Raw genomic sequence first — 15,791 nt, 5'->3', positions numbered from 1 at the left:
TCCCATGACCCTCACTCCACAACCAGACTTTGCCCCGATGGCCGGCATCAGCGTGCTGGATTTTTCGCACGTGATCGCCGGGCCGTTTGCCACCTTCCTGCTGGCGCAGCTGGGGGCGCAGGTCACCAAGGTCGAGAGCGCCGGCGGCGGCGACGTGATGCGCCGCGCGGGCAAGGGGCATGCCGCCTTTGTCGCGCTCAATGCGGGCAAGTCGTCGCTGGCGCTCGACCTGTCGGATGAAGCCGGGCGCGAACACGCGCTGGAACTGGCCGGCCGCTGCGACGTCTTCGTCGACAACCTGCGGCCGGGCGTGCTCGAGCGCTTCGGGCTGGGCTATGAGGCGGTGCGGGCGGTCAATCCGCGCGTGGTCTATTGCAGCATTTCGGGCTTTGGCCGCGGCGCGGCGCAGTGGCATGGCCGGCCTGCCTACGACCACGTGGTGCAGGCCGCCACCGGCATGGCCTGGATGGCCGGCACCGAGGGCGATCCGCCGATGAAGACCGGCTTCCCGGTGATCGACTCGGCCACCGGTATGCTGGCCGCCTTTGCCATCCTGGCCGGCGTGCGCGAGAGTGAGCGCACGGGGCGGGGCATGCTGCTCGATGTCTCGATGGCCACGGCCGGCCTGCAGCTGATGTATCCGATGACGTGCGATGCCATGACCGCCGGCGGCGTGCCGGCGCGGCAGGGCAACCAGGGGTATTCGGGCAGCCCGTCGGCCGATTTCTTCCGCACGCAGGATGGCTGGCTGGCGATCGGCGCGAATACGCCGAAGCAGTTGCTCGCGCTGCTAAAGGTGCTCGGGCTGGGCGAGCTTGCGCGGGATCCGGCCTTGTTCGAGATGCCGCTGGATGCCGGCGCCTTGCCTGCCTTCGTGCGCTCGCTCGATCCGGCCGCGCTCAAGCGGGCGATTGCGGGCGCGGTGGCGGCGGGCACCGCAGAGGACCTGGAATTGCGCCTCAACGCGCTGGGGATCCCGGCGGCCCGCCTGCGCAATATCGCTGAGTTTGCGGGGGAGTCGATGGCCAATGGCAGCCTGCGGCCGGTGGCGCTGCAGGAAGGAAAGACTGAGGTGCTGTCGCCGGGGCTGGGCTTCCAGGTCTACCGCCCGGTATGACACCCGGCGGCGTATAGTTGCTGGCACGGTGGCGCACGGCAGTGTGCCGCCATCGCCCTTCGCAACGTCAGGACGCCCCCACCTTGACCACCGATTTCTTCGCCCGCTTTGAAGCCGAATGCCTGCCGCGCATTGTTGCCGCGATCAGCCAGCATGACCGGCGCGTGCAACTCCACACGCTGCCTGCCGATGCCCCTGGCTGGCCGCCGCGCCTGCGCGTGACGGGCGATGGGCCGCCGGACCTGCGGCGCCATCAGTATGCGCTCGATATCACGCTCGCGTGGGACGGGCTGGAGGTGCAGCGGCTGTTCGCGGATGGTGGCGAGGCGCGCTTTGCCGGCTACCTGGCGGCGCTGCCATCCAAGCTGCGTGCCTGGCAGGAGCCGCGCGGGATCGATTTCCGTTCTCTATCGCAGGTTGACCCGCAGATCCTGATCGGCGGGCTGGATTTCGAGCACTGAGCGCGTGCGCTGATTCAGGCCGTCACCCGCAGCCGGCACACCGCACTTTCAGATTGCCCTGGTTGATCCAGCGCAGCCCCTGCCCGTGGTGGATGGCATCGGGCAGGCCCACCCACGGCTCCACGCAATAGAAATCGGAACTCGCGGACTGCGACCACATGGTCACGGCATGCCAGGGCGCGCTGCCGGGCAGGTCGAGTTCGAACCTGATGCGGCGACCCGGCATCGCCAGCGCCGCAGCCGGGTTGTCGCGGAAGACGTGGAAGGTGTCCTGCAGCCGTGGATCGTCGAGCTGGTATGTCGTCTCCCCGGGCTCCGCAGGCCCGGGGCTGCCATCAGGCGCTCTGATTATGCCTCCAGGCGCAACAATTCATACAAAATCGGTCTTTGCCAAGTGCTTGCAGAGCAGGTCTAATCACGCAGGTACGCCCCGCTGCATATGTCGATATGACGGTTGCGCATCGCCTGCAGACGGAAGAGACCCAGTATCCGTCATTGCATATGAGCGTTCCTGGGAGTTGTTGCGTACGCCCGGTTCGCGAAGCCGAAGGCAACAGGTTTGCCGAAGAGGAAACTCGCGAGATCGCATGCAGGGATTCCAGACTGGAGACTTGGGTGCACGCCTTATTGCCCACTGGCAATAAGCCGGGAACCTACGTTGTCTGCGTAGCGGTTCGAGCGACTGGCAATTTCACTATCCAACGCGGCAGAGATGTGGTCCAAGGCATTGCGCATCGACATTGACCCGGCTCCAACGGAGTGACGGATACCGATACACAAGGATAGCTTAAGACCAAGGAGTCGCGGGAGAAGGCCGAGTTACACACGGCGCGCTATCCCTTCCCGGCCTGAAGGCCGAGGTTTCCCGCGCATTCGGATGAATCTTCGGGACAAGGACGAAAAATTGATCGCGGCCAAGGCTCAGAGGGCCGTCCCTTCGGCGACAGCTGGGAGCGATCCCATCGCTGACACACCGATGATTGTGACGCTGGACCAATTGCGCTCGTATGACCACGATCCGCGCGTTATGCGCAATCCGGCTTATGAGGAAATCAAAGCCTCCATCCGAGAGCGCGGCTTGGACGCGCCACCGGCGATAACCAGGCGCCCAGGTGAAGCACATTTAATCATTCGCAACGGTGGCAATACGCGACTGGCAATACTTCGCGAGTTGTGGGCAGAGACCAAGCAGGAGCGGTTCTTTCGCATCTTCTGCCTATTCCGTCCGTGGCCGGAACGGGGCGAGATCGTCGCCTTAACGGGCCACCTGGCAGAAAACGAACTGCGCGGCGGATTGACTTTCATCGAGCGCGCCCTGGGAGTCGAGAAGGCGCGCAGACTCTACGAGCAGGAGGCAGGTAGCAAACTGAGCCAGTCCGAACTCGCCCGGCGCCTGACGGCCGATGGCTATCCGGTGCAGCAATCACACATCAGCCGCATGCAAGATGCGGTGTGCTATTTGCTGTCGGCGATACCTACCGTGCTGTACCAAGGGCTCGGCCGGCATCAGGTGGACAGGCTCGTGGTGCTGCGCAAGGCGTGCGAGCGAACCTGGGAACGAAGGGCTCAGGAGAGTCACCTCGTGGTGGACTTCGCCTCGCTGTTCCAGGATGTGCTGTCGCAGTTCGACGCGCTACCGGATGGCTTTTCGCTCCAGCGGGTGAAGGATGAACTAGTGGGCCAGATGGCCGAGCTGCTGGGCACAGGCTATGATGCGCTGAGCCTCGAAATCGACGGCAGCGAAAGCCGGCAGCGCGCGTTGAGCAGCGAGCCGGCGCCGGCGAAATCGACGGCCTCTACCATATTCTCGACGCCAAAGCCGGCATCCCTTCCTCAGGCGGCGGCGACAGCCCAGCCGGCCGGCCTATCGACTGAACTGGCGTTCAAAGAGGCCTCAACACGGGCTGCAATGGTGTCTGCGGCTGGCAGCGGGCTAGTTGAGGAAGAAGCTGCCGCGCCAGTACGGGATGACCGTGATGGGCAGCCCGTGCAGGGGCATATCGTGTCTCCGGCGCCGACCACCGAACGCATGCAGTGCGTTCAGGGCCAGGTATCGAGCCAGTTGGGCGACAGGCTACTCGACTTTGACACCAATGCTTCTTGCGCGATTCCGGTTCTGGTCGGTGGCCTCTACCCGATCTCGGATGTCTGGCATATCGAGCCAGGATTGGACGAGCCAAGCCGACTTCGGGTGCATATTGCACAGTTTGCCCGTGAAATTGCCGAAGAGGCGGCGGTTGCCAATCAGATCGTGCCAAGTGACAGTGGTATCGGCTTCGTTTGCATGATCCCCCGCGTTGGGCAGGTGAGCGCTTTGCCTGATTTCCCTCGCGCGCTTCTGGCGCTGTTGCATGCGTTGAGCATGCCCGAGCCAATCGCGACAGGATTGAATCGTGCGCGACTGGATAACGACCTGGCGCCGCTGCTGCATGGCGCTGGGGCAGCGTCCACGCGACTGAGCGACACTGGCCTGATGAAGTTGTTCCGGCTGCTGCGTCTGGCGCGACGGCTGCGAGACCTGGAGCACGGTACGGGGTTCGCCGATCAGGGCCGCGATTCCTGAGGGCCACCATGTCGTCATCTCACCCGCTCAACCAGGCTGTCATCGCCCAAGCGTTGCACGATCTGCGCAATGGCCAATTGCGTCGGTGCAAAGCGATGGGATTCGGCGAAGAGGAACTGGAGGCGCTCAAGCATCCGGCGCTAGTCAGTGTGCTGGTCAACGCCACGGTGTCGTGGTGTTCGGTATCGGTCAATCGTGAGGTCCTGAAGCGGCTGCTAAGCCAAGTGCATGACGTGGAGCAGGAAATTGCCACGGTGGATCGCATGCTGCGCCTGGGCGCGAGCACGGAGATGGTGAGCCGCTTCTACGGCCTCACGCATCAAGAAATCGCACTGCGGCGCGACATTCTCGGCTTGCCCAAACGCAAGGGCCGGCACCCGGTGCTAGACGAGACACAGGGCATCGCACTGTGGAAACACTGGAAGGCCGGAGTCGGCGAGCGTAATCTTGCGCTGGACGACGATCCGCCCATGCTGGGCCTGTCGATGGACCTGGCCGAGACCCTGACGTTACCGATGTCGGTGGTCTGGGCGTCGATCCGAAATTGGATCGACGAGGGGCTGGTGTAGACCATTGGGAAGGGCAGTGCGCCCTGGCGTGATGGCCCCATAGCACTGTCGGCATGGTTCCTCGATACACAAGAGAGCTGGCATCGGCCCCATCGATCGCCCAAACGGCATCCGGAGCAACTCCACGCCACGTATGGATGCAGCACTAGCGCGCAACCGGTTCATGAGCTTGACCAGGTGCGCGGCAAGCCTCGGCCTTTAGGCTGCCTTTAGGCCGGGGAAGGATAGCGCGGACGCCATCGGCGTCCTTTCGGCGGCTAATGCGGCGTCTGTTGTTGTTCAATGTATTGGCGGATGATCTCGATGGGCGCACCGCCGCAGCTCCCTGCGAAGTAAGACGGCGACCACAGCGCACCGCCCCATAGCTTCTTGCTGATGCTCGGGTAGTTCTTCTTTCGGATCATACGGCTGGATACCCCTTTCAAGCTGTTTACCAGTGCGGACACCGCGACCTTTGGCGGGTAGTTCTCAAGAAGGCATGCAGCGTCTTCAAGCCTTCAAATACGAATTGATGCCGAACGGCGAGCAGCAGCGCAACATGCGCCGTTATGCCGGATCGTGCCGGTTCGTCTATAACAAGGCGCTGGCGTTGCAGAAACAGCGTTACGATCAAGGCGAAAAGAAGCTCAGCTATGCCGGTCTGTGTAAGCAACTCACGGAGTGGCGCAACAGCACGGAAACAGCATGGCTGGCCGATGCACCAGTCCATCCTCTTCAACAGACGCTCAAGGACTTGGAGCGGGCCTACACAAATTTCTTCGCAAAACGGGCCGACTTCCCGCGTTTCAAGAAGAAGGGTCTGGGCGACAGTTTCCGCTATCCCGACCAGAAGCAAATCAAGCTTGATCAGACCAACTCGCGTATCTTTTTGCCCAAGCTGGGCTGGCTGCGATACAGGAACAGCCGCGACGTACTCGGTGAGGTACGCAATGCCTGCGTCAGCCTGTCGGGCGGCAAGTGGTTTGTTTCGATCCAGACTGAGCGGAAGGTCGAGCGACCTGTGCCGAAAGCCACCAGCGCCATCGGCATCGACATGGGCATCGCTCGCTTTGCCACCATGAGCGATGGCACTTTCCTCGCGCCGCTCAACAGCTTTAGGAAGCACGAAGCCAGACTGCGCCGTGCGCAGCGGGCGATGAGCCGCAAGACGAAATTCAGCAACAACTGGAAGAAGTCCAAGGCCCGAATCCAGCGTATCCACGCACGCATCGGTAACGCCCGCCTCGACTACCTGCACAAAGCCACGACCACGATCAGCGAAAATCAAGCGATGGTGTGTATCGAGGACCTGAAGGTACGGAACATGTCCAAGTCAGCGGCCGGTTCAAGCGGGCAACCGGGCAAGAACGTCAGGGCCAAGTCCGGCCTGAACAAGGCCATCCTCGATCAGGGTTGGTACGAGTTCGGGCGTCAACTGGAATACAAGCTAGCGTGGAATGGCGGCTGGCTAATAGCTGTGCCGCCACAGCACACCAGTCGCACGTGCCCTTGCTGCGGGCATGTATCTGCCGAGAACCGGCAGAGCCAGGCGAGCTTCGCCTGTGTGGCATGCGGCTATGCGAATCACGCCGACGTGGTCGGCGCGATCAACATTTTGGCGCGGGGGCACCGCGTTGCAGCCTGTGGAGAGTCGGCGTAGTCAAGCCGCTCTACGAAGCAGGAACCCACCGAAGTGACTACGTAGAGCATCACGTAGCGCCGTAGGAATCCTCGTCCTTTCCGCCGTAAGGCGGCAGCCGAAGGCTGAGGACGGAGAGATGTCAATGTTCGAGCTTCGTTGCCTACGTGACGCTCAGCGGGCCGCCTGGTGTGCAGAGCATACGAGGTATGGCGCCCACGGCTCTCCATGAAAATGGCTGACTGCCAGCTATCCCCAGGGGATAGCTGGCACACCCGGCCTTCCGCATCGAACAAAGCGGGCAATCCCGGTCTGCGCTTTTTTGACTGACGCCCTTCCGGGCGACGCGGATGCTAGCGACTCATTCCTCCTTTTTGAGTCGTCGCTATGGCTAATGAACCCTTGCAACTAAATCTCGGATCGTTGCGCAGCGCGATATCGCTGACGCTGCACACTCACCACGCTTCCCGTATCTGGCATGGCCGCCCCGCGGCAGAGGGGCGGCCCGGCATCATCGGCCTCAACGGCTACATCAGCGTGATGGGAAAGATGAAACGCGGCGCCGAGCAGGACGATCCCTACTCCGACTGGTGGATGCTTCGCATCGAAGACAAGCTGGACGAAACTAAGAGGTGCCTGCAGACGCTGCGCGAACAGGTGGAGCAGGTGCTGGCCAGCGTACCCCCTGCGCTCAGCCTTGGTGAGAACCTGAATCTTCAACCGGTGAAACTTCCGCTGTTCGTCAACGCCCAGCTCGGCTTTGCGGCCATTTACTTGCTGGCCGATTACGACGACCTCGCGCGCAAGCTGATGCTCGCCCACCATACGGCGCTGATTGACCGAAGCACGCTGGAGCGCTGGCTCAACGATGGCGCGCACGCAATGCGCAGCCTGTTTTCGCTCGCCCAAGAGTATTACTTCTCTGGCGCAACCCGCGCTGACTTTGCGGAGAACAATGCGGCGGCGCAGGCGGCAGTGCAGAAGCTCGGCGAGCTGCCACAGGAGGTGCTCGAAGGCACGCGCCGTTCACGCTTTGCACCGCCTATTGTGCGCCGAGGCGGTAGTCGCGAATCCGCGGCTGCGCCCACCGCGGTGGGGCCGACTTTCGCCTCCATCGATGACCCAACCGGCACTGCCGCACGCGACGAGGATGCGACGGAATGACGGTACATACCATGCCCGTCCAGCCGAGGCGCTTCACGGCGCTGGAACAGGCGGACTTCCAGCGGCTGGAACACGCAGGCTACCTAAAAGGCCTTTTACAACCTTTTAAAGGTAAGGGGAGTTTGGAGGCTTGGGCCGGTCAATGCCTGGCGCTGCGCGACAGCGTGATCGTGCTGGCACAGCGGCGTGTGCTGCCCCAAGCCAGAGCCTATCCCTTCAACCTGCTCAATGTGCAGCTGGCCCAGCAAACGACTGGCGCAGGGACGACCTTCCTACGCTGGCGCAATGTCGACCGCTCATCCATGGGCGTCGCCTTGTGGGAATCCCTGATCGGCAGCCCTGCGATACCGGCCTCGCTGATTGACGACCTGTATGCGATGGAGATGCAGCGTATTGCGCTAAACATGCAGATCAGCCTGACCCACAGCATCGCCCGCAACGCTTTGGAATGCGCCAACAAGATGGCCCAGGCTGAGGCCGCTTACCTGCGGCGCACCCATAGCCATGCCACGTCCACTGTCACCATTCCCAAGGAGTCACCATGAGCACATCGTTTGTCGGCGAAGGCAACATCGGTCTTGCGCCGGACTACCGCGAGTTTGCCAATGGAAATCGCAAGCCGGGCCGGCTGCCGCGCCACACTGTTCCAGCTCGGCGCGCGGGTCTGCGGCGAAGAGCGGGTGCCGACGAGAACGCTGTCGTATACAAGCGCCGGGCAGCTGTAGCATGCCCGCCGTGCGCCGTGTGCTATCGCCCGGGACAGATTCCCAGCGGTCGACTCGCTCCCATCCGCTCTCCTGAGGCAAGCTTGGGGTCCCCTTGCTGGTTGCGAACAATCGACGCATGCTGCGGCAATTGTTCCCTCGACGGTCATTAATCGGCGCCCATGCAGTCCGGCTTTTTTGTGGCCTGTCTCATTCGGCGCAGTCATGCTGTCACCCATCCGGCGAGCCGCCCATCGACAAGGAGCCTTCATTGTCGGATCCAGAAACCGAGGATGAAGATCTCGCCGGCAGGGCGGCGCATCTCGCAGTGGCGCGCATCAGCCAGGTCGCCATGACAGGTGGCGCTGGCCTCGCGAACCCTGCGTCACGCCGGCTGCATTAGCCGGCGTGGCCAATTGCTCGCATCCCGCGGGAAATCCCAGCGCATGTCACCTTCTGCAACGTTGCGCGCGTCTCACGGTGCCGTTATGCACATGCGAGGCGAGAAGGTCGTTCCTTGATAGACCGTGCTCGGCGCGGTTGCGTTGATCCAGTTGATTCCGTCGATGGCGAAGGGTCTCCTGGCGGCTTGCGGGCCTGTGCCGCAGCGAGCCTCGAGGAGACCCGTCGGGTCGTCGGTATTCGTTGCCGGTGCCCGCCGGTGGAACAACGGGCTCCCTTTGTGCACGGATGTGTGCCCAAGGATGTCGACCCCAGCCACGATACGGGTCGAGTGCGACTGCTGGCGCAGCAAATGCCGTTGACAGGGCTGCAGCAGCCACAGGTGGCGCCTTTGTCCAAGGCTGAAAGCCTAGTGCTTTCAGCCGATTGTTCTTTGCCTGGTCAGAAAGTGGCGCGGCCCTCGGCATGGAGGCTGCCGCCCGGTCAGCGCGAGGTGAGGCCGCTAGGATTTTCAAGTCTGTAAGACGTGATCGCCGCATGCATCGCAACAGTCCGCTTCGCATTGTCTCCCTGCGGCGGCGCGTCTTCCCGACGCCGATGCGCTTCTTCTGCAAGCCTTTGGAACGATTCCGTTTCCGTCATGGTGTGGGGCTTTCCGTCCCAACGGCCATCTGGCCAAGGCCTACACGGGCAAACACCCATCCTTGCAGGTGCTTTCCAGCGCCGCCGGGCACTACATCGGCACTGCCCACCGTGAAGGATCGGTATCACGTGAGGCAGTGGAGTATTTCCCCTCACGGGAGGCGGCAGAGGCGGCCCTGCCGACGGGGCACTGGCAACAGCGGTGCCAGGCATGAGCCCAGCCTGCAGGAGTGTCTTGGGGAGTCTTTATCCCAAGGCGTGATTGATCACACTGTGGCGGAAGAGCGGCCCCGCGGCGCTAACTGGCTCTCCTCGATCCCGGGGCTGCATCGCCAAACCGGTGACGATGCGATTCCCATTTGGTGCTGCCGTTTGCATCGAATGCGGCGAAGGTAATGGCTGCGTGTTTCGGAAGCCAATATAAATGCGACTGTCCGCCTATTCTCTCCCTCTCGCCGGTCTTGCCGGGGCCGTCCTTATCACGGGTTGTGCTACCACCGTACCACCGGCCGATCTGACACAGACGCCCGGGCCACCCCAGCAATCCCAAGCGCTGATATCCGGGACGAATACGCCAGGCAGCCCTGTGCCCGTCGTCCGCTACGGCCGCTACACCTTGACGGAACTGGTGGCGGAGCCGGGGCAGCGGGACCTAATGAAGCAGGTCGTGGACATCACCATCCCGCCCTCGCTCGACTCCACGGTCGGCGACGCCATGCGCCATGTCCTCCAGCGGTCGGGATATCGGCTGTGCGAGGGCTCGCAGGCCGTAATGCTGTATGCGCTGCCGTTGCCGGCGGCTCATCTACGGTTGGGACCGATGGTTCTGCGCGATGCGTTGCTGACGCTCGCCGGTCCGGCGTGGGACATGGCCGTTGATGAAACCTCGCGCCAGGTTTGCTTCAAGCACGCGGTGGCGCCCGCTACCACCACTGCCGAAGCAACGGCTGTGGATTCCCTCGAAGGCATTGACCGCGTTGATAATCCGGAGGTGCAACAATGAATGCACCGAACAAACCGGCCTCGTCCAAACGCGATCGACGCGTACGCTGGCCGTGGGTTGTCGCCTGCATCTGGCAGCTGCTTGTCAGCGCACTGACGATCCTCAATAGCGTTGGCTTGTCGCGTCTGACCGAGCATAGCCGCGCCAGCGCTCAGAATGCCCATGTCCAGGCGCTGGCGACGCGTGTCGACGGTCTGGAAAAGCAGGCCGAGGCCGTTAAGCTGCAGCCAACGCCCGTCATCCGGGCCGATCTCGATGCCACGCGCCAAGAGCTGGATGAGCGCCTGTCGCGGGTTGAGCAGGCTCAGACCGCCGATGATAGTGCCAGCGGGTTGCAGGCGTTGCAAGCGCGCGTCGGCGCCATTGAGGATCGCCTAAAGAGGACAGCGCCGGCCATGGCCATGGTACCGCGGCGCAAAGCTGAACCTCCCAAGCCAACGGTACCCGAGCCGCCCTTCAATGTCATCGGTCTGGAGCTGCGCGGTGGAGAGCGCCTTGTATCCGTCGCGGCGCGGGGCGCAGCTTCGGTGCGCGAAGTGCGGCTGCTTCGTGAGGGCGACACCATGGGCGCCTGGCGGCTCCAAGCCATCGAAGCGCATGGCGCGGTATTCCGCATCGACGGCCACACGCTGCGCATCGCAATCCCGTAGGGGCGGACTATGACGCAAGTACCTGTGGCCGTCCTTGCCGTGTTCCTGGTAGTCGGCTTACGCGGTGCATACGCACAGACAGCGCCGCTGGTGACCCCGCGCGTAGCTCAGAGCCAGCTTATGAAAAGCACTGACGCCGCGCTCGACGAGCGCCAGGCCAGGGATTGGGGCTTGCGTCCTGAAGAATGGACGCGATACCGGCAACTGATGCAAGGGCCGCTGGGCGTTTATTCCCCCAACCTCGATCCTCTCACGACCTTGGGCATCGAGGCACGCAGTGACGAGGAGCGTAACCACTACGCCGAGCTGCAGGTGCAGGTTGAGGCAAGGCGCGTGAACAAAACCCTCGCTTACCAGAGGGCCTACGACGCGGCTTGGAAGCGCCTCTATCCGGGCCAGCAGCGTGTCAATCTCCCGGGTGCACAGACACTGAGCGCTGGTAACAGCGGTTCTGGTCGCCTGGCCGTTTTCGTCAGGGCTGACTGCGCGCCGTGCGACCAGCGCGTGCGCCAGTTGCAGACGGCGGGCACGGAGTTCGATGTCTATATGGTCGGCAGCCGCCTGGACGATGCTTATATCCGCCAGTGGGCGACTCGGGCCGGCATCGACCCGGCCCGAGTCCGCGCACGCACGATCACGCTCAACCATGATGCCGGACGTTGGCTGTCCCTCGGCGTGTCGGGCGAGCTGCCGGCCGTGGTACGTGAGCTGAACGGCAGATGGCAGCGGCAGTAAATCCGCAATCCGCGTTGCGTGTCGCGCTCCTGCTAGTCGCCTGCGTCTGGGCATCAGTTGCGCCCGCGCAAGAGGAGCCGCCGCCGGCCTACCAGATTGCCGCGAAGCACGCAGGTGTGCCGTCGCCAGTACTGTACGCGGTGGCCTTGCAGGAGAGCGGCACCAGACTGCGTGGACGGTTGATTCCTTGGCCGTGGACACTCAATGTTGCGGGGAGGGGCGAGCGTTATGCCACGCGGGCTCAGACCTGCGCGCGCTTGCGCCAAGCGCTCACCCGCATCCCAGCCAACCGGATCGACGCCGGCCTCGGGCAGGTCAATCTCGGTTACCAGGCGCATCGCTACAGTCATCCCTGCGAGCTCCTCGACCCTTACAGGAATCTCGCGATCGTCGCGGAAATTCTCATGGAGCAGTACAAAGAGGGCGAGGACTGGCTAGCCGCCATCGGTCGCTACCACCGTCCAGCCGGCGGCGCACCGGCCGCTCGTTACCGCCGCAGTGTTCATCAGCACCTCGTTCGCGTGCTGGGGCCGCGCACAACGCCTTCCGCTATCAAGTGACCTGGCCATGAATCGGATGCTCTGTACTTCCGCCCTGGGGCTGCTCATTGCCACCACCGCCTTGGCGAAATCGACCGCCCAGCCCCTGATCGTTGTCGAGGACCGCGGCGGGGCCCCGGCACTGCCGTATTACCAGGCACTGAATGCCGAGGGTGAGGGGGCGCCAGGGCCGGCCGCACCGAAGCAGACACCCCGCATCGGAGATCGGGGAGAAGCCGAGGCGGTCATGCTGCCGGTGCGCTCGACACGGCTGTCGCCGGGTAATGAGCCGCGGCGCGTCATCCGCGCGCCGGCCATCACACCATTGTTCCTGATCGGCGACGATGACCGCTCCCGCGCTTGGCTGCTGCAGCGCCGGGGAGCGTTGAAAGCGTTGCACGCGGTGGGACTGGTGGTCAACGTGGTGTCGCCCGATGCACTGGCCACACTGCGCCGCCTAGCGCCGGGCCTGATGCTGTCGCCCGTCTCCGGGGACGACCTGGCTCAGCGGCTGGGCATCCGTCACTATCCAGTGCTGATCACCTCCACCGGCATTGAGCCGTGATGTGAGACGCCGGTTATGGCCAAGTCCCGGAACATCGAGGTTCTGCTGCGCCCCGCGGTGGAGCTGTACACCGTCGCGGCCTGTGCGGGCGCCGCGCTGCTGTGCCTGACGGCACCGTGGTCGCTCGCGCTGAGCCCTCTGTTGGGCCTGGGTAGCGCGCTTGCGTTCCTCATCTTCGGCGCCATCCGGCTGCGGGACGTCTGGGCCATCCTCCGCTACCGACGCAACATCCGCAGGCTACCGCGCTACGTGATGACCAGCCGGGACGTGCCCGTCAGCCAACAGCGGCTATTCGTTGGCCGTGGCTTTCGATGGGACCAGCGCCATACGCAGCGGCTTATGCAGACCTACCGGCCGGAGTTCCGCCACTACGTGGAACCGACAACGCTCTACCGAGCGGCGCGGAGGATTGAGGCGCGGCTGGAGTTCGCGCCATTCCCTGTGTCCAGGTTGGCGAAGGCTCTGGCCTGGGACAGTCGGCTCAATCCAGCGCGCCCGCTGCCGCCAGTCGGCGGCCTGCCACGTCTGCACGGCATCGAGCCGCACGAGGTCGACGTCACGCTGCCGTTGGGCGAGCGGGTCGGCCACACGCTGGTGCTGGGCACCACGCGCGTGGGCAAGACCCGCCTGGCCGAGCTGTTCATCACCCAGGACATCCGCCGCAAGGTGGGCGACCAGCACGAGGTGGTGATCGTCTTCGACCCGAAGGGGGACGCCGACCTGCTCAAGCGCATGTACGTGGAGGCCAGGCGCGCCGGCAGGGAAGGGGAGTTCTACACCTTCCACCTGGGCTGGCCGGACATCTCGGCACGATACAACGCCGTGGGCCGTTTCGACCGGATATCGGAGGTTGCCACGCGCATTGCGGGCCAGCTTTCGGCCGAGGGCAACAGCGCAGCGTTCCGCGAGTTCGCCTGGCGCTTTGTCAACATCATCGCGCGCGCGCTGGTCGAGCTGGGGCAGCGTCCCGACTACCTGCTGATCCAGCGCCACGTCATCAATATCGACACGTTATTCATCGAGTACGCCCAGCACTTCTTCGCCAAGAGCGAGCCGAAAGCCTGGGAGGTCATCGTCCAGCTCGAGGCGCGGCTAAACGACAGGAACACGCCGCGCAACATGATCGGCCGCGAGAAGCGGGTCGTGGCGCTGGAGCAATACCTTTCGCAAGTGCACATCTATGACCCCGTGCTCGATGGCCTGCGTAGTGCCGTGCGCTACGACCGCACCTATTTCGACAAGATCGTTGCTAGCCTGCTGCCGCTCTTGGAGAAGCTGACCACCGGAAAGATTGCGCCACTGCTCGCTCCGAACTACTCGGACTTGAACGACCTGCGGCCCATCTTTGATTGGATGCAGATCATCCGCAAACGCGCCGTGGTCTACGTCGGGCTGGACGCGCTATCGGACGCCGAAGTCGCGGCCGCCGTGGGCAACTCAATGTTTAGCGACCTGGTATCAGTCGCCGGCCACATCTACAAATTTGGCATCGAGGAAGGTCTGCCGGGCCCATCGACCGGCGTGAAGGTGCCCATCAACGTCCACGCCGACGAGTTCAACGAACTGATGGGGGACGAATTCATACCGATGGTCAACAAGGGCGGCGGCGCCGGGATCCAAGTGACAGCCTACACGCAGACCCTTTCTGACATCGAGGCGCGCATGGGTAGCCGCGCCAAGGCCGGGCAGCTGATCGGCAACTTCAATAACCTGTTTATGCTGCGCGTGCGCGAGACCGCCACGGCCGAACTGCTGACGCGGCAACTGCCGAAGGTCGAGGTGTATGCCGCCACGGTGACGAGCGGCGCGATCGACAGCTCGGACCCGAGCGGCAACACCGCCTTTACCTCCAACACCCAGGATCGCATCAGCAGCACCAGCGTGCCGTTGATCGAGCCCGCGCACGTGGTCGCGTTGCCCAAGGGGCAATGCTTCGCGCTGATCGAAGGCGGAAATCTATGGAAGATCCGCATGCCGCTCCCCGCCGCCGACCCCGATGAGGTCATGCCAAAGGATCTCCAGGAACTCGCCGCCTACATGCGGCAGCACTATGGCGAGGCGGGTGACTGGTGGGCGAGTCAAGGCGTTCCTGTCTCGCAGAAACAAGCGTTTCCAGACGATCTGCAAGCGAACTCTCAGCAGACTACCGCGGCCAATGAGGCTGGTGGCGAAGACGTCGAAACATGAGCGATCCGGTCGTCGCAGCGCAGCGCCAGCAGGTCTACCAACAGGGGCTGGTCGCGAGTGTCATCACCTTGCCGTTCCGCATCTTTGGTGTGCTGTGCGGCTCACTGCTTTTGTGCATCGTGATCGAATGCATCGGGTTGCACTTCTTCTGGCCTCAACAGGGCTGGCGTCACGCGCAGAGCATGCTCAATCACGAGTTGGCCCTGGTATCGGAGAGCTTTACGCGCGGCGTGATGGTGCAGGAACCAGGCCGCACCGCTCGGCATCTTGTCGAGCTGGCCTACGACTGGCTTTTCGTCAAAAGCGGGCTGCTCGACGTGATACGCGATGCCGCTACGCAGGCAAGCGCCGGTGTCCGCAGCCAGGCACATGATTTGCGCTACTACCTTGGCGTGGTCTATGTGCATGTTGAGAGCTACTTGATCGCCTCCGCCTACACTGCTCTCGTGTTTCTCGTGCGGCTGCTGGTGCTGACGCTGACCTTGCCGCTGTTTTTGATGGCCGCCTTCGTTGGCCTGGTGGATGGGCTAGTTCGGCGTGACGTGCGCAGCTTCGCAGCCGGCCGCGAATCGGGATTCGTCTACCACCGAGCGAAGGCGAGCCTGATGCCGCTGGCCATTCTGCCGTGGGTCATTTACCTGGCGCTGCCGGTGAGCGTTCATCCGCTGCTAATCCTGTTGCCCAGCGCGTCAATGCTGGGCGTAGCCGTATGCATCTCCGCCGCGACGTTCAAGAAGTATCTCTAGGCGATTTTGGAAGGTGAACGTGCCCGACTGCGCCTTGCCCGCAGCAAGGAACGTGCACTAGCCCCCACGCTTGGGGGCTGGCACTTTGTACCCTCTTCCCTCATGGCCGCGGCGGTCATCCCGACG

Annotated in this window: 14 protein-coding genes and 3 pseudogenes; 15 read left to right on the top strand and 2 right to left on the bottom strand. The window is 63.4% G+C overall.

From position 1 onward, the window contains the following. Nucleotides 1-4: 4 nt before the first annotated feature. Nucleotides 5-1,117 (top strand): CoA transferase, encoded by a 1,113-nt coding sequence (locus CNE_RS13660; protein WP_013957692.1) that lies wholly within the window; start codon nt 5-7, stop codon nt 1,115-1,117. 83 nt (nt 1,118-1,200) lie between these two features. Continuing rightward, on the top strand, nt 1,201-1,578 hold the full coding sequence (locus tag CNE_RS13655; RefSeq protein WP_013957691.1) for a DUF5594 family protein: 378 nt from the start codon (nt 1,201-1,203) through the stop codon (nt 1,576-1,578). Nucleotides 1,579-1,592: 14 nt separating this feature from the next. Here CNE_RS13655 and CNE_RS13650 read toward each other — a convergent pair. After that, nucleotides 1,593-1,918 (bottom strand): annotated as a pseudogene (locus CNE_RS13650) (aldose epimerase); the annotation flags it as partial. A gap of 537 nt (nt 1,919-2,455) precedes the next feature. Between CNE_RS13650 and CNE_RS13645 the strand changes: the two are divergent. Beyond that, nucleotides 2,456-4,141, top strand: a complete 1,686-nt coding sequence (locus CNE_RS13645; protein ID WP_013957689.1) for a ParB family protein — start codon at nt 2,456-2,458, stop codon at nt 4,139-4,141. A gap of 8 nt (nt 4,142-4,149) precedes the next feature. Continuing rightward, nucleotides 4,150-4,710, top strand: coding sequence for a DUF2857 domain-containing protein (locus CNE_RS13640; protein ID WP_013957688.1), 561 nt, complete (start codon nt 4,150-4,152; stop codon nt 4,708-4,710). A 257-nt stretch (nt 4,711-4,967) separates the two neighbouring features. On the opposite strand, the pseudogene tnpA reads toward CNE_RS13640, so the two are convergent. Continuing rightward, nucleotides 4,968-5,201: pseudogene (tnpA, locus tag CNE_RS13635) on the bottom strand (IS200/IS605 family transposase); the annotation flags it as partial. On the opposite strand from tnpA, the gene CNE_RS13630 reads away from it, so the two are divergent. From CNE_RS13630 to CNE_RS13585, 11 genes and pseudogenes are all read left to right on the top strand, one after another. Beyond that, a complete protein-coding gene (locus CNE_RS13630; RefSeq protein ID WP_049800573.1) occupies nt 5,189-6,349 on the top strand; it encodes an RNA-guided endonuclease InsQ/TnpB family protein in 1,161 nt (386 codons plus the stop codon). The pseudogene tnpA and the gene CNE_RS13630 overlap by 13 nt on opposite strands. A gap of 366 nt (nt 6,350-6,715) precedes the next feature. Next, a complete protein-coding gene (locus CNE_RS13625; RefSeq protein ID WP_013957686.1) occupies nt 6,716-7,492 on the top strand; it encodes a PFL_4669 family integrating conjugative element protein in 777 nt (258 codons plus the stop codon). Beyond that, nucleotides 7,489-8,037 (top strand): DUF3158 family protein, encoded by a 549-nt coding sequence (locus CNE_RS13620; protein WP_013957685.1) that lies wholly within the window; start codon nt 7,489-7,491, stop codon nt 8,035-8,037. The genes CNE_RS13625 and CNE_RS13620 overlap by 4 nt, the downstream gene beginning before the upstream one ends. After that, nucleotides 8,034-8,138, top strand: a pseudogene (locus tag CNE_RS39260) (single-stranded DNA-binding protein); the annotation flags it as partial. The gene CNE_RS13620 and the pseudogene CNE_RS39260, both read left to right, overlap by 4 nt. Before the next feature lie 1,526 nt (nt 8,139-9,664). Continuing rightward, the gene (gene pilL2, locus CNE_RS13615; RefSeq protein WP_013957682.1) at nt 9,665-10,243 is read left to right on the top strand and encodes a PFGI-1 class ICE element type IV pilus protein PilL2; all 579 of its coding nucleotides are present in this window, start codon (nt 9,665-9,667) and stop codon (nt 10,241-10,243) included. Beyond that, a complete protein-coding gene (locus CNE_RS13610; RefSeq protein WP_013957681.1) occupies nt 10,240-10,893 on the top strand; it encodes a hypothetical protein in 654 nt (217 codons plus the stop codon). Before pilL2 ends, CNE_RS13610 begins: the two co-directional genes overlap by 4 nt. A gap of 9 nt (nt 10,894-10,902) precedes the next feature. Then, nucleotides 10,903-11,628: a TIGR03759 family integrating conjugative element protein gene (locus CNE_RS13605; RefSeq protein ID WP_013957680.1), complete on the top strand. Its 726-nt coding sequence runs from the start codon at nt 10,903-10,905 to the stop codon at nt 11,626-11,628. After that, nucleotides 11,613-12,188, top strand: a complete 576-nt coding sequence (locus CNE_RS13600; protein ID WP_013957679.1) for a transglycosylase SLT domain-containing protein — start codon at nt 11,613-11,615, stop codon at nt 12,186-12,188. The genes CNE_RS13605 and CNE_RS13600 overlap by 16 nt, the downstream gene beginning before the upstream one ends. Before the next feature lie 7 nt (nt 12,189-12,195). Further along, the gene (locus CNE_RS13595) at nt 12,196-12,732 is read left to right on the top strand and encodes an integrating conjugative element protein (RefSeq protein ID WP_013957678.1); all 537 of its coding nucleotides are present in this window, start codon (nt 12,196-12,198) and stop codon (nt 12,730-12,732) included. Between the two features lie 15 nt (nt 12,733-12,747). Then, nucleotides 12,748-14,919 carry a type IV conjugative transfer system coupling protein TraD gene (gene traD, locus CNE_RS13590; protein ID WP_013957677.1) on the top strand — a complete coding sequence of 724 codons (2,172 nt, stop codon included), beginning with the start codon at nt 12,748-12,750 and terminating at the stop codon, nt 14,917-14,919. Continuing rightward, a complete protein-coding gene (locus CNE_RS13585; protein WP_013957676.1) occupies nt 14,916-15,665 on the top strand; it encodes a TIGR03747 family integrating conjugative element membrane protein in 750 nt (249 codons plus the stop codon). The genes traD and CNE_RS13585 overlap by 4 nt, the downstream gene beginning before the upstream one ends. Nucleotides 15,666-15,791 lie beyond the last annotated feature (126 nt).

The organism is Cupriavidus necator N-1, from assembly GCF_000219215.1.
Classification (GTDB): domain Bacteria; phylum Pseudomonadota; class Gammaproteobacteria; order Burkholderiales; family Burkholderiaceae; genus Cupriavidus; species Cupriavidus necator.
The sequence above is the reverse complement of the archived record's forward strand: the minus strand, read 5'-3'. Positions and strand labels throughout refer to the sequence as shown.